The sequence below is a fragment of the Acidimicrobiales bacterium genome, from assembly GCA_035546775.1.
GTDB lineage: Bacteria > Actinomycetota > Acidimicrobiia > Acidimicrobiales > JACCXE01 > JACCXE01.
Map to the genome: position 1 here is coordinate 65,935 of DASZWD010000014.1, position 15,148 is coordinate 81,082.

The window sequence follows — 15,148 nt, forward strand, 5'->3', positions numbered from 1 at the left end:
CCGTGAAGAAGGCAGCGGTCCTCATTGCAGTAGCTCTCGCGACGGTCGGGTTGGCGGCGGCGGCCCGGGCCACCTGGATCGAGGTGCCGCCCGGCGGCGGTCCGCACGTGCGGACGTTCTCGCCCAACGGCGACGCGATCGGTGGCGGGTTCTTCGCCTACGACCCCGGCTTCAGCGGCGGCGTGTCCGTCGCCGTGGGTGATGTCACCGGTGGTCCGGCCCCCGAGATCGTCACCGGAGCGGGCCCCGGCATGGAGCCGCTCGTGCGCGTGTGGTCGACCGACGGGCAGCTCCTGACCCAGTTCGACGCGTACAGCCAGGGCTTCCGCGGTGGCGTGTCGGTCGCCGTGGCGAACGTGACCGGCGGGGGCAACGGCAACATCGTGACGGGCGCGGGCTTCGGCGGCGGGCCGCACGTGCGGGTGTTCGACGGAGCGGGCAACGTGCAGCGCGAGTGGATGGCGTATGACCCCGGCTTCACGGGGGGCGTGCACGTCGCCGCCGGCCAACTCAACGGCGCCCTCGGTGCCGCCAGCGTCGTGACCGCGCCGATATTCGCCGGTGGTCCGCACGTGCGCGTGTTCGACGCGTCGGGTCACGTGCAGCGGGAGTGGATGGCGTATGACCCGAACTTCACCGGCGGCGTCAACGTCGCCGTGGGCAACGGCCACATCGTCACCGGGCCTTTCACCATGGGCGGCCCGCACGTGCGCGTGTTCGACCCCAACGGCAACGTGACCGCCGAGTGGATGGCCTACGACCCGAGCTTCAGTGGCGGCGTCACCGTCGCCGCGGGCACGCTCGGGTTGCAGCCGGCGGTCGTGACCGGCGCCGGCCCCGGCGGCGGCCCGCACGTGCGCGTGTTCGACCAGAACGGCGCGGCGCAGGGCGGCGGGTTCTTCGCCTACGACCCGGGGTTCGGCGGCGGCGTCAACGTGGCGGTCGGCAACAACAGCATCGTGACGGGCGCCGGGGTGCCGCACTTCATCCAACAGGTGCTCGGGGTCGGCAGCTCCGGCGCGGACGTCGCCGCGCTCCAGCAGCGCCTGCTCGACATGGGCTTCTGGTTGCCCGGCGTCGACGGAAGTTTCGGCTCGACGACGCAGCAGGCCGTGTGGGCGTTCCAGAAGGCCAATGGCCTGCCCCGTGACGGCAAGATCGGCCCCGAAGACCTACCCGCGCTCAACCGCGGCGCGCGCGTGACCGCCGCGAGCACCTCCGGAGACCTGGTGGAAGTCGACAAGGCGCGACAGTTGCTTCTCGTCATCCGCGGCGGCCGCGTCCTGTGGGCCTTCAACACCTCGACGGGCAGCAACGGGCACTACAGCTACGGCGGCCACACCTACACGGCGTACACGCCCGAAGGGCATTTCACCTTCGACCGCCAGATCGACGGCTACCACACGTCGCACCTCGGCGAGATGTACCGGCCGAAGTACTTCACGGCCGAAGGCCACGCCATCCACGGCTCACCGTCGATCCCGCCGTATCCGGCGTCGCACGGCTGCGTGCGGTTGTCGAACTCCGCGATCGACTTCATCTGGAACGCGGGGCTCGCGCCATTGGGTTCGGCGATCTGGGTGCATTCGTAGGGCCGTCGAACGACAGCGGGGCGACGTACACGCCGCCCTGGCCCCAGCCGCAGTGGGTGATCCAGGCGCTGCCGTTCTCATCGACGACGACCTCGGACGCGTGCGCCGCGATCTCACCTACGCAGTCGGCGCGGTCGAAGTGCAGTGGGTCGTCGCTGGCGAGCACGATGGTGGACGAATAGGCCGTCGCCCAGTCGACGCGCCGCGCCATCGCCGATGCGAAGTCGGCGGGCCCCATGAAGAGGTAGTACATGCCGTCGCGGGCGACGACGAAGGGTGACTCGGTCGGCCCGCCGCCAGTGCCGACGAGTTCGTCGCGGTACACGACGTGGCGGCCGCGCCATTGCAGCAAGTCGTCGGACTCGGCAGCGATGACCACGTGGTGGCCGCCGCCGGGTTCGCTCGTGGCGGTGTAGTACATGACCCAGCGGTCGTCGACGTGCAGCACCATCGGATCGCGCGCCTCGTAGCCGTCGACTACCAGTGGGTTGGCCGCGTGACGTGTCCAGGTGAGACCGTCCTCCGACGTTGCCAGTTGGATGCGGTATGTCGCAGGTCCTTCGGTGCTGCCGCCGCACACGAACATCCAGTAGCGGCCCTCGTGGTCGATCACGTGCGGCGCCCACAGGTGCTTCTCGCCCAGTGCCGGATCGGCCGTCAGCACCGGCGGGTGCTTGGTCCACGGCCCGAGCAGCGATGGCGCGGAGGCGTGGCACAAGTCCACTTCCTCGAACGGCTTGAACGGCTCCGCATGCGTGATGCCGATGAGATGCCACGTACCGGAACGATCGCGGAACACCGTGTGGTCGTTGACGTACCACTGCTCCGTTTCGCCGACCGAGGGGTCGTAGATGTGCGTCCACTCGCCCGCGACCACGCGTCGGGATGTATTAACCATGGTGCGTGCGCGTAGCCATCCTCGACGACTGGTTCGACACGCTGCGGACCCTACCGAGCTTCGCCAAGCTCGCCGGCCACGACGTCACGGTGTGGAACGACCACGTCGACGACGTCACCGTGCTCGGCGAGCGGCTGGCGGAGGTCGAAGCGCTCGTGCTCATTCGCGAGCGCACCGCCATCACCGCCGAGCTACTCGACCGCTTGCCGAATCTGCGCCTAATCAGCCAGCGCAGCGTGTATCCCCACATCGACATCGCGGCGTGCACCGCCCGCGGCGTCGTCGTGTCGTCGAACATGCACGCCGACTCACCGTCGTTCGCCACCGCCGAGCTCACGTGGGCGCTGATCCTCGCCGCCATGCGCCAGTTGCCCCAGCAGGTGCACTCGCTCAAGGTCGGCCGCTGGCAGGCGGGCGTGGGCTCGACGCTGCGCGGCAAGCAGCTCGGGATCTACGGCTACGGCCGCATCGGCAAGGTCATCGCCGAGTACGCCCGCGCCTTCGCCATGCCCGTCGTGTTCTGGGGTCGGGAAGAGTCGCGGGCCCGCGCCGCCGCCGACGGCTTCGACGTGCCCCCGTCGCGAGCGGCGTTCTTCGCCGGCAGCGACATCGTCACCCTGCACCTGCGCCTCGTCGACGCCACCCGCGGCATCGTGTCCGCCGACGACTTGGCGCACATGAAGCGCAGCGCGCTGCTGGTCAACACGAGCCGGGCCGGGCTCATCGTGCCCGGCGCGCTCGTCGCCGGGTTGCGCGCCGGTCGGCCGGGCATGGCGGCGGTCGACGTGTTCGAGCACGAACCGATGACCGACGTCGACCACCCGCTGCTGTCGATGCCCAACGTCGTCGCCACGCCCCACATCGGCTACGTCACCCGCGAGGAGTGGGACCTCCAGTTCAACGACATCTACGACCAGATCAACGACTTCGCCGCCGGAACGCCTTCCAACGTCGTCAATCCCGAGGCATGCTGAGCCGATGGCGACGTTCGTTCTCGTCCACGGCGCATGCCACGGTCCCTGGTGTTGGGAGTCGGTGACGCCGCTGCTCGCCGAGCGCGGCCACGCCGTCGTCGCGCCCGAGCTGCCCTGCGACGATCCGTCCGCCGGGCTCGCCGAGTACGTCGAGGTCGTCCTGGGTGCGATCGATCCGGCCGCCGACGACGTCATGCTCGTCGGTCACTCGCTCGGTGGGCTCACGGTGCCGGCGGTCGCGTCGCGCCGCGCTGTGCGCGCCGTCGTCTTCCTCGCGGGGATCGTCGGCATGCCGGGCAAGTCGCTGGCCGACCTGGCGGGACTCGACGCCGACCGCGACGCGCCGCTCGAAGACGGCGATATCGAAATGCAGGAGAACGGCACCTTTATCTTCAGCGAGCAGTGCGCGCGCCGAGCGCTGTATCACGACTGCGCCCCCGACGTCGCCGACGCTGCCATCGCCCGGCTGCGTCCGCAGCGGTCGCTGTGGGCCGATGTCAGTCCCGACGCCGCGTGGCCCGAGACGCAGTTCGCGTCGGTCGTTGGCGCGCACGACCGCATCGTGAACCCGGAGTGGTCGCAGCGCATCGCCCGCGAGCGCCTCGGCTGCGGACCGATCACGATGGATTCGGGTCACAGCCCGATGCTGTCGCACCCCGAGACGCTGGCGGACATCCTCCTTCGTCTCGCCCCGTGACGCACGAGCCCGAACTCACCGAACCCGTCGACCTGTGCACGCCCGACGGTGCCGCGCTCAATCCCGCCGCGCGGGGCTGGTCGCGCCGGCCGTTGCACCGCTGCAATCTCGACGGCGCGTTCGGCCGCAACAAGCGCTGGGACTACTGGGCCGTCCTGGCGGGCGATCTGATCGTCTCGACGGTGTATTCGAACGTCGACTACGTGGGGCTCGCCGACGTGTACTGGTGCGACCTCGCCACCGGCGAGCGCGGCGGTGGCGCGACCGGCGCGCGCGGCGGCGAGGGGTTCGTGCTGCCCGAGGTGCCGGGCACCGCGCCGCTCGTCATTGCGCACGAGCACTTCGAGCTCGCATTCACCGACGACGCCGCTGGCACGCGACTGTTCGCGCACTGGACCGAGCGCGACGGCCGCGCCGGTCACCTCGACGTTCTCGTGGCGCGGCCCCCGGATCACGAGTCGCTGAACGTGGTCATCCCGTGGAGCGACGACACGTTCAACTTCACCTCCAAGCACCAGGCGCGGCCCGCGACCGGTGAGTTGCGCGTCGGCGATCGCACGTGGGTCATCGGCGACGACGCCGACGCGTGGGGCGTGCTCGACGTCGGCCGCGGCCGCTGGCCATCCGAGATCGTCTGGAACTGGGGCGGGGGTGCCGGCCGCGCTGGCGACTTCGTCGTCGGTCTCCAGTTCGGCGCCAAGTGGACGCAAGGCACCGGCTTCACCGAGAACGGCGTCATCGTCGACGGTCGCCTGTCGAAGCTCGGCAACGAGTTGGCGTGGGACTACAGCTGGGACGAGCCGATGCGGCCGTGGCGCGTCCACGATCCAGGCGGCCAACTCGACGTGACGCTGACGCCGCGGTTCGACAAGCACTCGGAATCGGTGGGTCGCAAGCGCGGCAGCGAGACGCATCAGGTATTCGGCACGTGGGCCGGGCGTGTCGTCACCGACGACGGCGTCGCCGTCGAATTCGCAGGTCTTCAGGGGTTCGCCGAGGAGGCGCGCCAGCGCTGGTGACCATCCCCAATGGAAATGGTTGCTTGTGCTAAGGCACACTTGGAGGCGTGGGGACCCCGACCCATCACTTCCCTAGACCTTCGCGCGCGGGCGCGACCATCGGCATCGTCGCCGCGCTGTTGGTCGTAGCCGTGCTCCAGCCCGGTTCGGCCGGCGGCGGTGCGCACGCCCTCGAGCCGCGCGCCAACGCCGCGGCGTTGATCGCCACGACCACGACGACGCTGTTTCCCGTCGCTCACCCCGACGCCTCCATCCCGCCGGTGGAGGCCGGCCTCGCGCCGGTGATATCGCGCATCAAGACGACTCAGCCCGTCGTGTTCCTCACCATCGACGACGGCTTGGTGAAGCAACCCCTCGAGCTTGCGCTGCTGCAGCAGAACCGGGTGCGGGCGTCGCTGTTCCTCGCCAACTTGTTCATCCACAACAACCCGGGGTTCTTTGTCGACTTCACGCGTGCGGGCAGCCTCGTCGAGGACCACACGGTGACGCACCCGAACATGCGCACGCTCACCTACGCGCAGCAGAAGCAGGAGATCTGCGGCATGGCCGACCTCGAGCAGCAGGAGTTCGGCCGCCGCCCGATCCTGTTCCGCCCGCCGGGCGGCGCCTACAACACCGACACCCAACGCGCGGCAGCCGCCTGCGGCATGCGCGCCGTCGTGAACTGGATCGCCAAGGTCGACGGCGGCGCCGTGCAGTACCAGCTGGCCCCGCACCTGCGGCCCGGCGACATCGTGCTCATGCACTTCCGCTCGACGTTCGCCGCCGACTTCGCCGCCTTCGTCAACGCCATGCAGGCCGCGGGTTTGCACACCGAACTGCTGGAGGACTGGGTCTCTCCGCCGCCGAAGAATTGGTCGGGTGGGGGAGATTTGAACTCCCGACCTCTGCGTCCCGAACGCAGCGCTCTACCAAGCTGAGCCACCACCCGGTGTGGGGCCGACAGAGTAGCCGCAGACGGCGGCGAGCCCTACTTCGATAGGACGGGATTGGGCGTATGCGCCGTGTCCTCGTAGCTCCCGTCGGCGAGGAGCGCGGCGACGGCGCGGCGCAGCTTGAGCGGCGATAGCGGCTTGACCAGGAACCCGTCGGCGCCGGCGCGGCGGGCCATGAACACGTCGGCGCGGCGGTCGAGCAGCAGGAGGACGGCGACGTGGCCGATGCGGCCGGCGCCCTCCTCGAGGCGGATGTCCATGGTGGCGGCGATGCCGCCCATCGAGCCCATCTGCATGTCGGCGATGACCAGGTCGACGTTGTATTGCTCGAGCGCCGGGCGCACGTCGCGGCCGCCGCCCACGGCGATGACTTCGTAGTCGCCGGCGAGCGCGGCGATGACCTCGTCGCGGACGAAGGCGGCGTCGGAGGCAACCAGGATCAGTGGCACGGGCTGGATCGTAGGGCCTACAGGTGGGCGCGGACGGCGTCGAGACCCGACAGGTCGTGCACGTCGCCCTTGAAGATCGGCACGTGGGCGACGGGTGCGCCCTGGGCGGCCGCTTCGAGCGCGCCGAGCTCCTTGTGCTCGCTCTGGGCGAGGGCGGCGAAGTCGTTGCGGTTCCGCGCCAGGAGTTGCAGCGCCTCGGAGGCGTTCTCGGGCAGCCACGGATCGCGCTCGCCGAAGGCCGGTTGCATGCGGTTGACGATCACGGCGTCGACGCCGAGGCCCGACTCCACCAGCTTGTCGGCGAAGAACACCGCTTCCTGCGTCGCGTCGCGGCGGGGCGAAGCGACGACGACGAACGCGGTGGCGTCGTCGGCCAGCAACGCCTGCACCGCCTGGGCGCGGTCGCGGAAGCCCTGCTCCATGCCTTCGAACGCTTCGAAGAAGGCGACGGCGTCGTCAACGACTTCGGCGCCCACGACGCGGGCGATCGTGCGCAGGATGCGCTGGGTCGCCGCGCTCACGGCGCGCAGGTACGACGTCGTCGGCATCACGAGCAGACGGAAGAGCCGGTTGTCCAAGAAGCGCGTGATACGGCGCGGCGCGTCGAGGAAGTCGAGGGCGTTGCGCGTCGGTGGCGTGTCGATCACGATCACGTCGAAGCGTCCCGTCGAGTGGAGCTCGTGCAGCTTCTCCATCGCCATGTACTCCTGCGTGCCCGACAGCGCTCCCGAGATGTTGCGGTACAGCCGGTTGGCGATGATGCGCTCGGCTTGCTCGGGTGACGACGCGTACTTCGCCACGATCGCGTCGAAGGTCGTCTTGGTGTCGAGCATGAGCGCCCACAGCTCGCCCGGCCAGTCGCCCTGCACCTGGCGCGGCTCGTTGGTCAGTTCGCCGAGCCCGAGCGCGTCGGCGAGCCGGCGCGCCGGGTCGATGGTGACGACGCACGCCCGGCGCCCGCGCGCCGCGGCTTCGACCGCCAGCGCGGCCGCGGTGGTCGTCTTGCCGACGCCGCCGGAGCCGCAGCACACGATCACGTTGCGCTGCGTCGCTAGGTCGTGGACCGAACTCATGCCGCGCCGACCGCGGGAAGGTGGGCCACCTGGTCGGCCATTGCCGCCGCCAGCGTGCGGAGCTCGGTCGGACCAAGCGCCGAGGTGAACAGCTGGGGCAGCACGAGTTGCGGCAGCGGCAGCGCGTCGCGCAAGCGCGTGATCTGCTCGGCCTGCAGCGCCTGGCGGTGCAGCCGGAACTCCGCCGCGGCGCGCAGGTTCTCGGCGTCGCTGCCGTCAACGCCCTCCCGGGCGATCGCTCCCATGTCGAGGTCGAGCACCGGATACACGCCGTTGACGACCAGCGGCGCCAGCTTGATGCCGACGCGATCTTCGAGGGCGAAGGCGGTCTCGACGACCTCGTTGACCGGTGTCTCCTCCGGCAGCGTCACCAGGATCACCTGACACTTGCCGGCGTCGGTCAGCATGTCGTTGACGTCGCGTGCTTGGTCGACGATGGGCCCGACGCGCACCGCGTCGAGCAGCCCGCGCGCCGACGCCAGAAACGTGATGGCGTGTCCGGCGGCCGGGGCGTCGACGATGATCACGTCGGCCGGATCCTCACGGGCGAGCGCCTTCACCTTGCCGAGCACGAGGATGTCCTTGATCCCCGGTATCGCCGACGACACCACCTCCAGCGCGCCCGACTTCGCCAGGCGCTTGCCGACGCGGCGCAGCCCGTGGTCCTCGAGGTACTCGATCAGCGCGAAGTCCGGCGTGACGGTGCGGGCCCGGATGTTGGGCGCCAGCTCCCGCTCCTCGTAGTCCAGGGCGTCGGAACTGCCGAAGGCGGCGCCCAGGCCGCTCTTGCCTTCGATCTCGACGACGAGGGCCCGCAAACCGGCATCGGCGGCCATTTGTGCGAGGGTCGCGGCCACCGTGGTTTTGCCGACGCCGCCCTTCCCGGCGACGATGAGCACTCGGGCCTGTTTGCAGAACCCGGCAGTGTCCACTCGTTTCCTTTCAGACCGTCTCAGGAGATCGCATGCGCAGGGTAGTCGGAGCGTTGCTAGCCGCAATTGCCCTCTTGCTACTTGCAGTACCCGCGCGGGCCGAGACGAACCGGCCCGTGGTGCGCGTCATCCAGATCTCGGGACTGTTCGACCGCGTCCAGGCCGACTTCTTGCAGCACTCGATCCGCGACGCCGAGCACGAGCACGCGGCCGCACTCGTGATCCAGTTGAGCTCGTCGCGCGCCATCGCCGATGACGTGCTCGATGGCGCCGACGTTCCGGTGGCCATCTGGGTCGGCCCCGGTAAGTCCGCACGGGTCGCGCCGTCGGTCGCGCCGGTGCTGGCGCTGGCCGACGTAGTCGGTGCCGCCCCCGGCGCGCACGTCCCCGCGGGGACGCACGTGGACCTGCGTTCGCCGACGCTGGGCGACTTCATCATCGGCCTCGACGGTCACGCCGGCATCACGATCCCGACCAAGGTGGTGCACCCCAAGGGCGAGAAGACGCCGCACCGCGAGCCCGTCATCACCGTGCGCTTCGCCAAGCCGTCGCTCACCGCCCGCACGATCCACGGCGTCACGAGTCCCGGCCCGGCCTACGCGCTGTTCGTGTTCGGGCTGCTGCTGGCGCTGCTCGAGTTCGCCACCGCCGGTGTCGGCCTCGCCGCGGCCACGGCCGCGATCTTCCTGGCGCTGGGCGCCCTCGGCCTCGGCGGCCTCCCCCTCCACGGTGTCGGTGTCGGACTGCTCACCTTCGGCGTGTTCGGCTTCGCCATCGACGTGCAGGCCGGCGCCCCCCGCGCCTGGACCGTCATCGGCTCGGTCTGCTTTCTCGCCGGCTCGATCGACTTGTACCGCGACGGCATGAGCGTGCCGTTGCCCTGGCTCATCGGCGTCGTCGGCCTGACCGCGGCGTTCGTGCTCGCCGGCTTGCCGTCGCTGATCCGCGCTCGCTTTTCGAGCCCGACGATCGGCCGCGAGAGCTTCATCGGCGAGCTCGGTACCGCGGTCGGGGAACTGGCGCCCGACGGCGTCGTCAGCGTGCGCGGCGGCACGTGGCGGGCGCGCACGAACCGGGCCACCCCGATACCGGAGGGCGGCGCCATTCGGGTGATCGGGATCGACGGGCTCGTGCTGGACGTCGAACCGGAAGAAGGCGGTGCGAAAGACTATAGAGAGCGTTCAAAGTCATCGACATGAGGCCTTGTAACGACGGTATCTGGGGTTTAGCTTCATGGCCCTACGCAGTTCCGGTGTGGCTAAGGGGGGTTCCGAACCATGAGCACCGCGATTCGAACCGAAGAGACATGGCAAGACAAGGCTGCTTGCCGCGGGCCGCACGCCACGGTGTTCTTTCCGCCTGACTCTTTCGAACGCAAGGAGCAGAAGGAGTACCGGGAGGCGCGGGCCAAGGCCATCTGCGCCCAGTGCTCGGTGCGCGAGCCGTGCCTCGAGATGGCGATCCGGATCCGTGAGCAGCACGGCATTTGGGGCGGTTTGAACGAGGTCGAGCGCAAGGCCGCGGCCGGCATCTAGCTGCACCCTCGGGCGTGCGACACTGACGCCCGCATGCTCCGGCGTTTCGGCAAGACGGTTTCGGTCCTCATCCTCGGCGCGCTCACGATGCCGCCGACGGCGGTGGCCACCGTCGTGCTGTCGCTGATCTTCCTGCCCCTACCGATCAATCTGCCGCGGGCCAACGCCAGCGCCGTGAGCAGCATCAGCCACGTCTACGACGCCAACGGCACCGAGATCGCCGTGCTGCGCGAGTTCGACCAGCACATCAGCGTCAAGAAGTCCGACATTCCGCTCCAGCTCAAGCAGGCGGTCGTGTCGTCGGAGGACAAGAACTTCTACAAGCACTCGGGTATCGACCTGCGCGGCTCGGTGCGGGCCCTGGTGGCCGACCTACGGGGGCGCCGCGTCGAGCAGGGCGGCTCGACGATCACCCAGCAGTACGTCAAGAACGTCTACACGAACCGGGCGCGCACCATCACCCGCAAGGTCCGCGAGGCCATCCTCGCCAACCAGGTCGACCGCAAGTACTCCAAAGACGAGATCCTCTACCGCTACCTCAACACGATCTATCTCGGCGACGGCGCGTACGGCGTGGGCGCGGCGGCCGAGACGTACTTCCACAAGTCGGTCAAGGACCTGACGCTGTCGGAGAGCGCCATGCTCGCCGGCATCATCCCGGCGCCGTCGGCCTTCGAACCCCGTGGCAACCCCGAGTCGGCCAACACGCGGCGCCTGCACGTGCTCGACCTGATGTTGAAGGAGCACTACATCACCCAGGCCGACCACGACGCGGCGGCGGCGCAAACGGTGTGGCCCGTCACCAAGGGCAAGCCGACGGGGCCCGTCACGCTCATCCAGTCGCCGGTCAAGGAGTACCGGAAGTACCCGTACTTCGTCGACTACGTCGAGAAGTACCTCCAGGCCCGCGGCTACCAGCCCGACAAGGCGGGTTTCAAGATCTACACGACCATCGATCCCGCGGCGCAGAAGGCGGCCGAAAAGGCGGTGTCGGACTCGCTCAGTGGCACGCAGGATCCCATCGAGATGGCGCTCACGTCGGTCGAGCCGCCGACGGGTTTCGTCCGAGCGATGGTCGGCGGCCGCGACTTCTACAACGGCCCCGTCGCCAACGTGAACCTGGCGCTCGGTGGCTGCCCCAAGAAGGCCGTTCTCGGGTCGGGCGTGCCGTTGCGCGACGATCAGATCAAGGTGGCGGCGTCGTGCTGGACGGACCCGACCGCCGAGATCTCCGGCGGCGGCCCCGGCCGACAGACCGGCTCGGCGTTCAAGCCCTTCACGCTCGCCACCGCGCTCGAGCAGGGCATCCCGCCAACCAAGGTGTACCCGGCGCCGCGGGTGTACCACGTGCCCAACTGCAAGCCGATCCCGGGCAACGACTGCACGATCGGCAACGCGGAAGGCGAAGGCGGCGCCCCCCAGACGCTGCGCACGGCCATCGCCGAGTCGACCAACACCGTGTTCGCCCAGCTCGAGCGCGACGTCGGCATCGACAACCTCGTCAGCATGGCCAAGCGCCTCGGGATGAGCAGCGCGTACTACGCCCCGGTCAACCAGGGCTACGCCGGCGTCACCCTCGGCGTGCTCGACGTGTCACCGCTCGACATGGCGTCGGCCTACAGCGTGTTCGCCAACCGCGGCCTGCGGGCGCCGGCGACGCCGATCGTCAAGGTGGTCGACGCCGCCGGCAAGACGATCATCGACAACACCAAAGCGGCCGAGAAGGCCAAGCGGGTGATCGCCGAGCCCGTCGCCGACAACGTCACCGACATGTTGCGCGGCGTGATCGACCATGGCACCGGCACTGCCGCGAACATCGGCCGTCCCGCCGCCGGCAAGACCGGCACCGGCCAGAACTTCACCAACGCGTGGTTCGTCGGCTACACGCCCACCCTGTCGACGGCGGTGTGGATGGGAAACGCCCTCAAGCTCGAACCGCTCGTGCACATCAAGGGCGTGTCACGCGTGTTCGGCGGCACGATCCCGGCGCGCACGTGGAAGGCGTTCATGAGCGAGGCGCTCAAGGACGTGCCGGTGACCGACTTCAGCCAACCGGCCCCGATCCGCTCCGTCGCCGACGACCTACGCCGCGCCGCGCGTCAGGGCTTCGACCCCGGTAACCGCCGCGAGCCCTCCGACATCACGAGCGGCAGCAAGTTCGAATACGACGTCACCCCGCCCACGGCCGTCGCCCCCGAAACCACCACGACCACCGAACCGCCGACCACAACCACCACCAGCGCCGGCGGCATTACCTTCCCCTAGGGATCCGCAGAAATACGTGACGCCGTAGGATCCGGCTTTGCCGGTCCGGAGGCTCTACCGACGTAACCCGCGGGTTTGGCTCGCCGCCGAACCTTTGGTTCGGTGGCGATGGACTAGCGCTTGTTGCCGGCGCCGGTGACGGCGTCGTTGGGGCACTTCAAGACCTTGTCGCAGGCGTCGCGGACCTGCGGGGCCCACCACACACCGTCGGACGTGAATCCCAGCGGAGCGAAGCTGCGCGAGCTGATGCCGACGACCTTGCCGTCGCTGTCGACCAGCGGGCCACCCTGGAAGGCGGTACCGATCTGGGCGTCGTGCTGGATGCCGGGGCTCGACACGTCGGCCACGAAGCCCTGCGTCGCCGCGCCGCCCTGAGCGCCGAGACCCGACAGCGCGAACACGCGCTCGCCCGTCTTCACCGATCCCTTGTCGGCGAAGCTCATCGTTGGCACGCCGCCCTTTTGCAGGATGATCAGCGCGATGTCCTTGGTCTCGTCCCACGTCCACAGCGTCGACTTCACGACCTGATCGCCCTGGCGCACCTCGACAGCGGGGCCCGGGCGGACGGTGGCGGCGCGCACCGTCGAGTAACTCGTGAGCACGAAGGTCTGGGAGCTGTCCGAGGCGACGGCGAAGCCGGTGCCGACGCTGGCATTGCCCTGCTCGTCGAGCGACCGGACGAAAAACAGCGAGGGTGCGGCCTTCTTGACCAGGGTCTCGAGCGTGTCGCCCTCGGCCTGGATCCGCTTGAGCGGCTCGATCTGGGCCTGGATCTCCGCCTTGGCGTTTTCCGTCTCGGCCTGGATCGCCTTCTCGGCCAGCGAGAAGCGCTGCTTGTACTGCTTGACGAAGGCGTTGGCGTTCTTCTCCGCCTCGGTCTTGCGGTTGTCGTAATAGGTGTAGAGGACGGCGCCCGACAGCGACGCGCCCATCGAGAAGGCGACGAGGACCGCCACCATGCCCTTGACGCTGCGGGGCACGAAACGAGCGACGCTGTCCACCGCGCCCCTCACGCCGCCTCGATCAGCCATCCGCTGCAAGTTAGTAACTTCGACCGCGTGACGGACAACGCACCTCTGGTTCCGCGTGACGCCGCCACGGTGATGCTCGTACGCGACGGCGAGCGTGGCATGGAGGTCTGCATGCTGCGCCGCAATCTCAACTCCGACTTCGTCGGCGGCGCCTACGTCTTCCCCGGCGGCGCCGTGGATCCCGACGACAGCAGCGCGGCGGTGCAGGCCATCTGCCGCGGCCGCACCGACGCCGACGCCTCCCGCCAGCTCGGCATCGAGTCGGGCGGTCTGGCGTTCTGGGTCGCCGCGGTGCGCGAGTGCTTCGAGGAATCGGGTGTGCTGTTGGCGGTCGACGGCGACGGCGACGTCGTGTCGATGGCGGATGACGCCTCGGCCGACCGCTTCGCCCAGTGGCGCCACAAGGTCAACAACGACGGCACCTCGCTCGTCGAGGTATGCGCCGCCGAAGGACTCGAGTTGATGATGGGCGACATCTACTACTTCGCCCACTGGATCACGCCGGTGGGCCCGACGCGGCGCTACGACACCCGCTTTTTCGTCGCCGCCGCCCCGCCCGGACAGGTGCCGGCCCATGACGACCGCGAGACCATCGCGACGGTGTGGATCCGTCCGCAGGACGCGCTGGCGCAGTTCGAGGCGGGCCGGTTCGACTTGATCTTCCCCACGATTCGCAACCTCGAGGCGATCAGCCGCTTCGAGAAGTCGGCCGACCTGCTCGCGGCCGCCGCCTCGATCGACGAGGTGGTCACGATCCTGCCCCGCGTCGTCAACGACGATCACGGGCTGCGCATCCTGCTGCCGGGCGACCCAGGCTACGACGAGGTGATCGAGTCGCACACCGGCGAGCCGCTCGACGTGCGAGATTTCAAGCGGTGACGCTGGCGGCGCCGGTGGTCCACGGCAAGACGGTGCGCCTGTCCAAGCTCGTGCGGCGCATCACGTGCAACAACCCCGGCGTGTTCACCGGGCCCGGAACCAATACCTATCTCATCGGTGCGCCGGCGTCGGGTCGCACCGTCGTGCTCGACCCGGGACCCGACGACCCGAAGCACATCAAGGCGATCGCCCGCGCCGGGCGCGACTCGATCAAGACGATCGTGGTCACCCACACGCATCCCGATCACTCGCCCGGTGTGACGCTGCTCAAGGAACTCACGGGCGCGACGGTGATCGGCTTCGACTCGCGCGACGGGTTCGCCGCCGATATCGACGCCGGCGACGGCTACGTGGTGAAGCAGCGCGGCGTCACGCTGCACGCCGTGCACACGCCGGGGCACGCGTCGAACCACCTGTGCTGGCATCTCGCCGAGGAGAACCTGCTCTTCTCGGGTGACCACGTGATGGCGGGCTCGACCGTCGTGATCTCACCCCTCGACGGCGACATGCAGCAGTACCTCGACAACCTCGAGAAGGTGCGCCGCCTGCGCGTCGACGCCATCGCCCCGGCGCACGGCCCGGTGCTGACCGACCCCGACGCCGTGCTCAGCTGGTACGTGGCCCATCGGCTCGAACGCGAACGGCTTGTGCTGCTTGCCCTGGCGCGCCGCGGCACCGCGACCGTCGACGAACTCGTGAAGGACGTTTACACCGACGTGCCGAAGGATCGGTATCCCATCGCGCAGTTCTCGCTGTGGGCCCACCTGCGCAAGCTCCGCGCCGACGGATTCGCCGCCACCCGCAAGCCCGACGACCTAAACGCATCGTGGCAAATCAAATGGGGGAGCTTGCGCCGCGTGAAATAGCGT

Annotated in this window: 15 protein-coding genes and 1 tRNA gene; 9 read left to right on the plus strand and 7 right to left on the minus strand. The window is 69.3% G+C overall.

What is annotated here, in order from left to right; genetic code table 11:
• Window positions 1-2: 2 nt before the first annotated feature.
• Entirely contained in the window at window positions 3-1,592 is a 1,590-nt protein-coding gene (locus tag VHC63_02560; protein ID HVV35458.1) for a L,D-transpeptidase family protein, read from the plus strand.
• Here the strand turns inward: VHC63_02560 and VHC63_02565 are convergent.
• On the minus strand, window positions 1,537-2,469 hold the full coding sequence (locus tag VHC63_02565; protein ID HVV35459.1) for a family 43 glycosylhydrolase: 933 nt from the start codon (window positions 2,467-2,469) through the stop codon (window positions 1,537-1,539). The two genes, VHC63_02560 and VHC63_02565, sit on opposite strands and share 56 nt — an antisense overlap.
• Window positions 2,470-2,495: 26 nt before the next feature.
• On the opposite strand from VHC63_02565, the gene VHC63_02570 reads away from it, so the two are divergent.
• From VHC63_02570 to VHC63_02580, 3 genes are read left to right on the plus strand one after another with little or no spacing between them, the layout of a single operon-like run.
• Window positions 2,496-3,464, plus strand: a complete 969-nt coding sequence (locus VHC63_02570) for a D-2-hydroxyacid dehydrogenase family protein (GenBank protein HVV35460.1) — start codon at window positions 2,496-2,498, stop codon at window positions 3,462-3,464.
• A gap of 4 nt (window positions 3,465-3,468) precedes the next feature.
• Window positions 3,469-4,161, plus strand: a complete 693-nt coding sequence (locus tag VHC63_02575) for an alpha/beta fold hydrolase (GenBank protein ID HVV35461.1) — start codon at window positions 3,469-3,471, stop codon at window positions 4,159-4,161.
• On the plus strand, window positions 4,158-5,180 hold the full coding sequence (locus VHC63_02580; protein HVV35462.1) for a DUF2804 domain-containing protein: 1,023 nt from the start codon (window positions 4,158-4,160) through the stop codon (window positions 5,178-5,180). The genes VHC63_02575 and VHC63_02580 overlap by 4 nt, the downstream gene beginning before the upstream one ends.
• Here VHC63_02580 and VHC63_02585 read toward each other — a convergent pair.
• The 5 genes from VHC63_02585 to VHC63_02605 all read right to left on the minus strand — a co-directional run bounded on the left by VHC63_02585 (window position 5,144) and on the right by VHC63_02605 (window position 8,536).
• On the minus strand, window positions 5,144-5,992 hold the full coding sequence (locus VHC63_02585) for a hypothetical protein (protein HVV35463.1): 849 nt from the start codon (window positions 5,990-5,992) through the stop codon (window positions 5,144-5,146). The genes VHC63_02580 and VHC63_02585 overlap by 37 nt on opposite strands.
• Before the next feature lie 42 nt (window positions 5,993-6,034).
• Window positions 6,035-6,111: transfer RNA gene (locus tag VHC63_02590), tRNA-Pro, on the minus strand.
• A gap of 39 nt (window positions 6,112-6,150) precedes the next feature.
• Entirely contained in the window at window positions 6,151-6,564 is a 414-nt protein-coding gene (locus VHC63_02595; GenBank protein HVV35464.1) for a response regulator, read from the minus strand.
• A gap of 17 nt (window positions 6,565-6,581) precedes the next feature.
• Window positions 6,582-7,637: an ArsA-related P-loop ATPase gene (locus VHC63_02600; GenBank protein ID HVV35465.1), complete on the minus strand. Its 1,056-nt coding sequence runs from the start codon at window positions 7,635-7,637 to the stop codon at window positions 6,582-6,584.
• Window positions 7,634-8,536, minus strand: a complete 903-nt coding sequence (locus VHC63_02605) for an ArsA family ATPase (protein HVV35466.1) — start codon at window positions 8,534-8,536, stop codon at window positions 7,634-7,636. Before VHC63_02605 ends, VHC63_02600 begins: the two co-directional genes overlap by 4 nt.
• 149 nt (window positions 8,537-8,685) lie before the next feature.
• On the opposite strand from VHC63_02605, the gene VHC63_02610 reads away from it, so the two are divergent.
• The 3 genes from VHC63_02610 (at window position 8,686) to VHC63_02620 (ending at window position 12,369) form a co-directional block, all read left to right on the plus strand.
• Window positions 8,686-9,768 carry an NfeD family protein gene (locus tag VHC63_02610; protein HVV35467.1) on the plus strand — a complete coding sequence of 361 codons (1,083 nt, stop codon included), beginning with the start codon at window positions 8,686-8,688 and terminating at the stop codon, window positions 9,766-9,768.
• A 78-nt stretch (window positions 9,769-9,846) separates the two neighbouring features.
• Complete coding sequence (locus tag VHC63_02615) at window positions 9,847-10,104, plus strand: WhiB family transcriptional regulator (protein HVV35468.1); 258 nt, start codon at window positions 9,847-9,849, stop codon at window positions 10,102-10,104.
• Window positions 10,105-10,137: 33 nt separating this feature from the next.
• The gene (locus VHC63_02620) at window positions 10,138-12,369 is read left to right on the plus strand and encodes a transglycosylase domain-containing protein (protein HVV35469.1); all 2,232 of its coding nucleotides are present in this window, start codon (window positions 10,138-10,140) and stop codon (window positions 12,367-12,369) included.
• A gap of 113 nt (window positions 12,370-12,482) precedes the next feature.
• On the opposite strand, the gene VHC63_02625 is transcribed toward VHC63_02620, so the two are convergent.
• Entirely contained in the window at window positions 12,483-13,400 is a 918-nt protein-coding gene (locus tag VHC63_02625) for a serine protease (protein ID HVV35470.1), read from the minus strand.
• Between the two features lie 27 nt (window positions 13,401-13,427).
• On the opposite strand from VHC63_02625, the gene VHC63_02630 reads away from it, so the two are divergent.
• Both VHC63_02630 and VHC63_02635 read left to right on the plus strand, forming a co-directional pair.
• Window positions 13,428-14,279 (plus strand): hypothetical protein, encoded by an 852-nt coding sequence (locus VHC63_02630; GenBank protein HVV35471.1) that lies wholly within the window; start codon window positions 13,428-13,430, stop codon window positions 14,277-14,279.
• Window positions 14,276-15,145, plus strand: coding sequence for an MBL fold metallo-hydrolase (locus VHC63_02635; protein ID HVV35472.1), 870 nt, complete (start codon window positions 14,276-14,278; stop codon window positions 15,143-15,145). Before VHC63_02630 ends, VHC63_02635 begins: the two co-directional genes overlap by 4 nt.
• Window positions 15,146-15,148 lie beyond the last annotated feature (3 nt).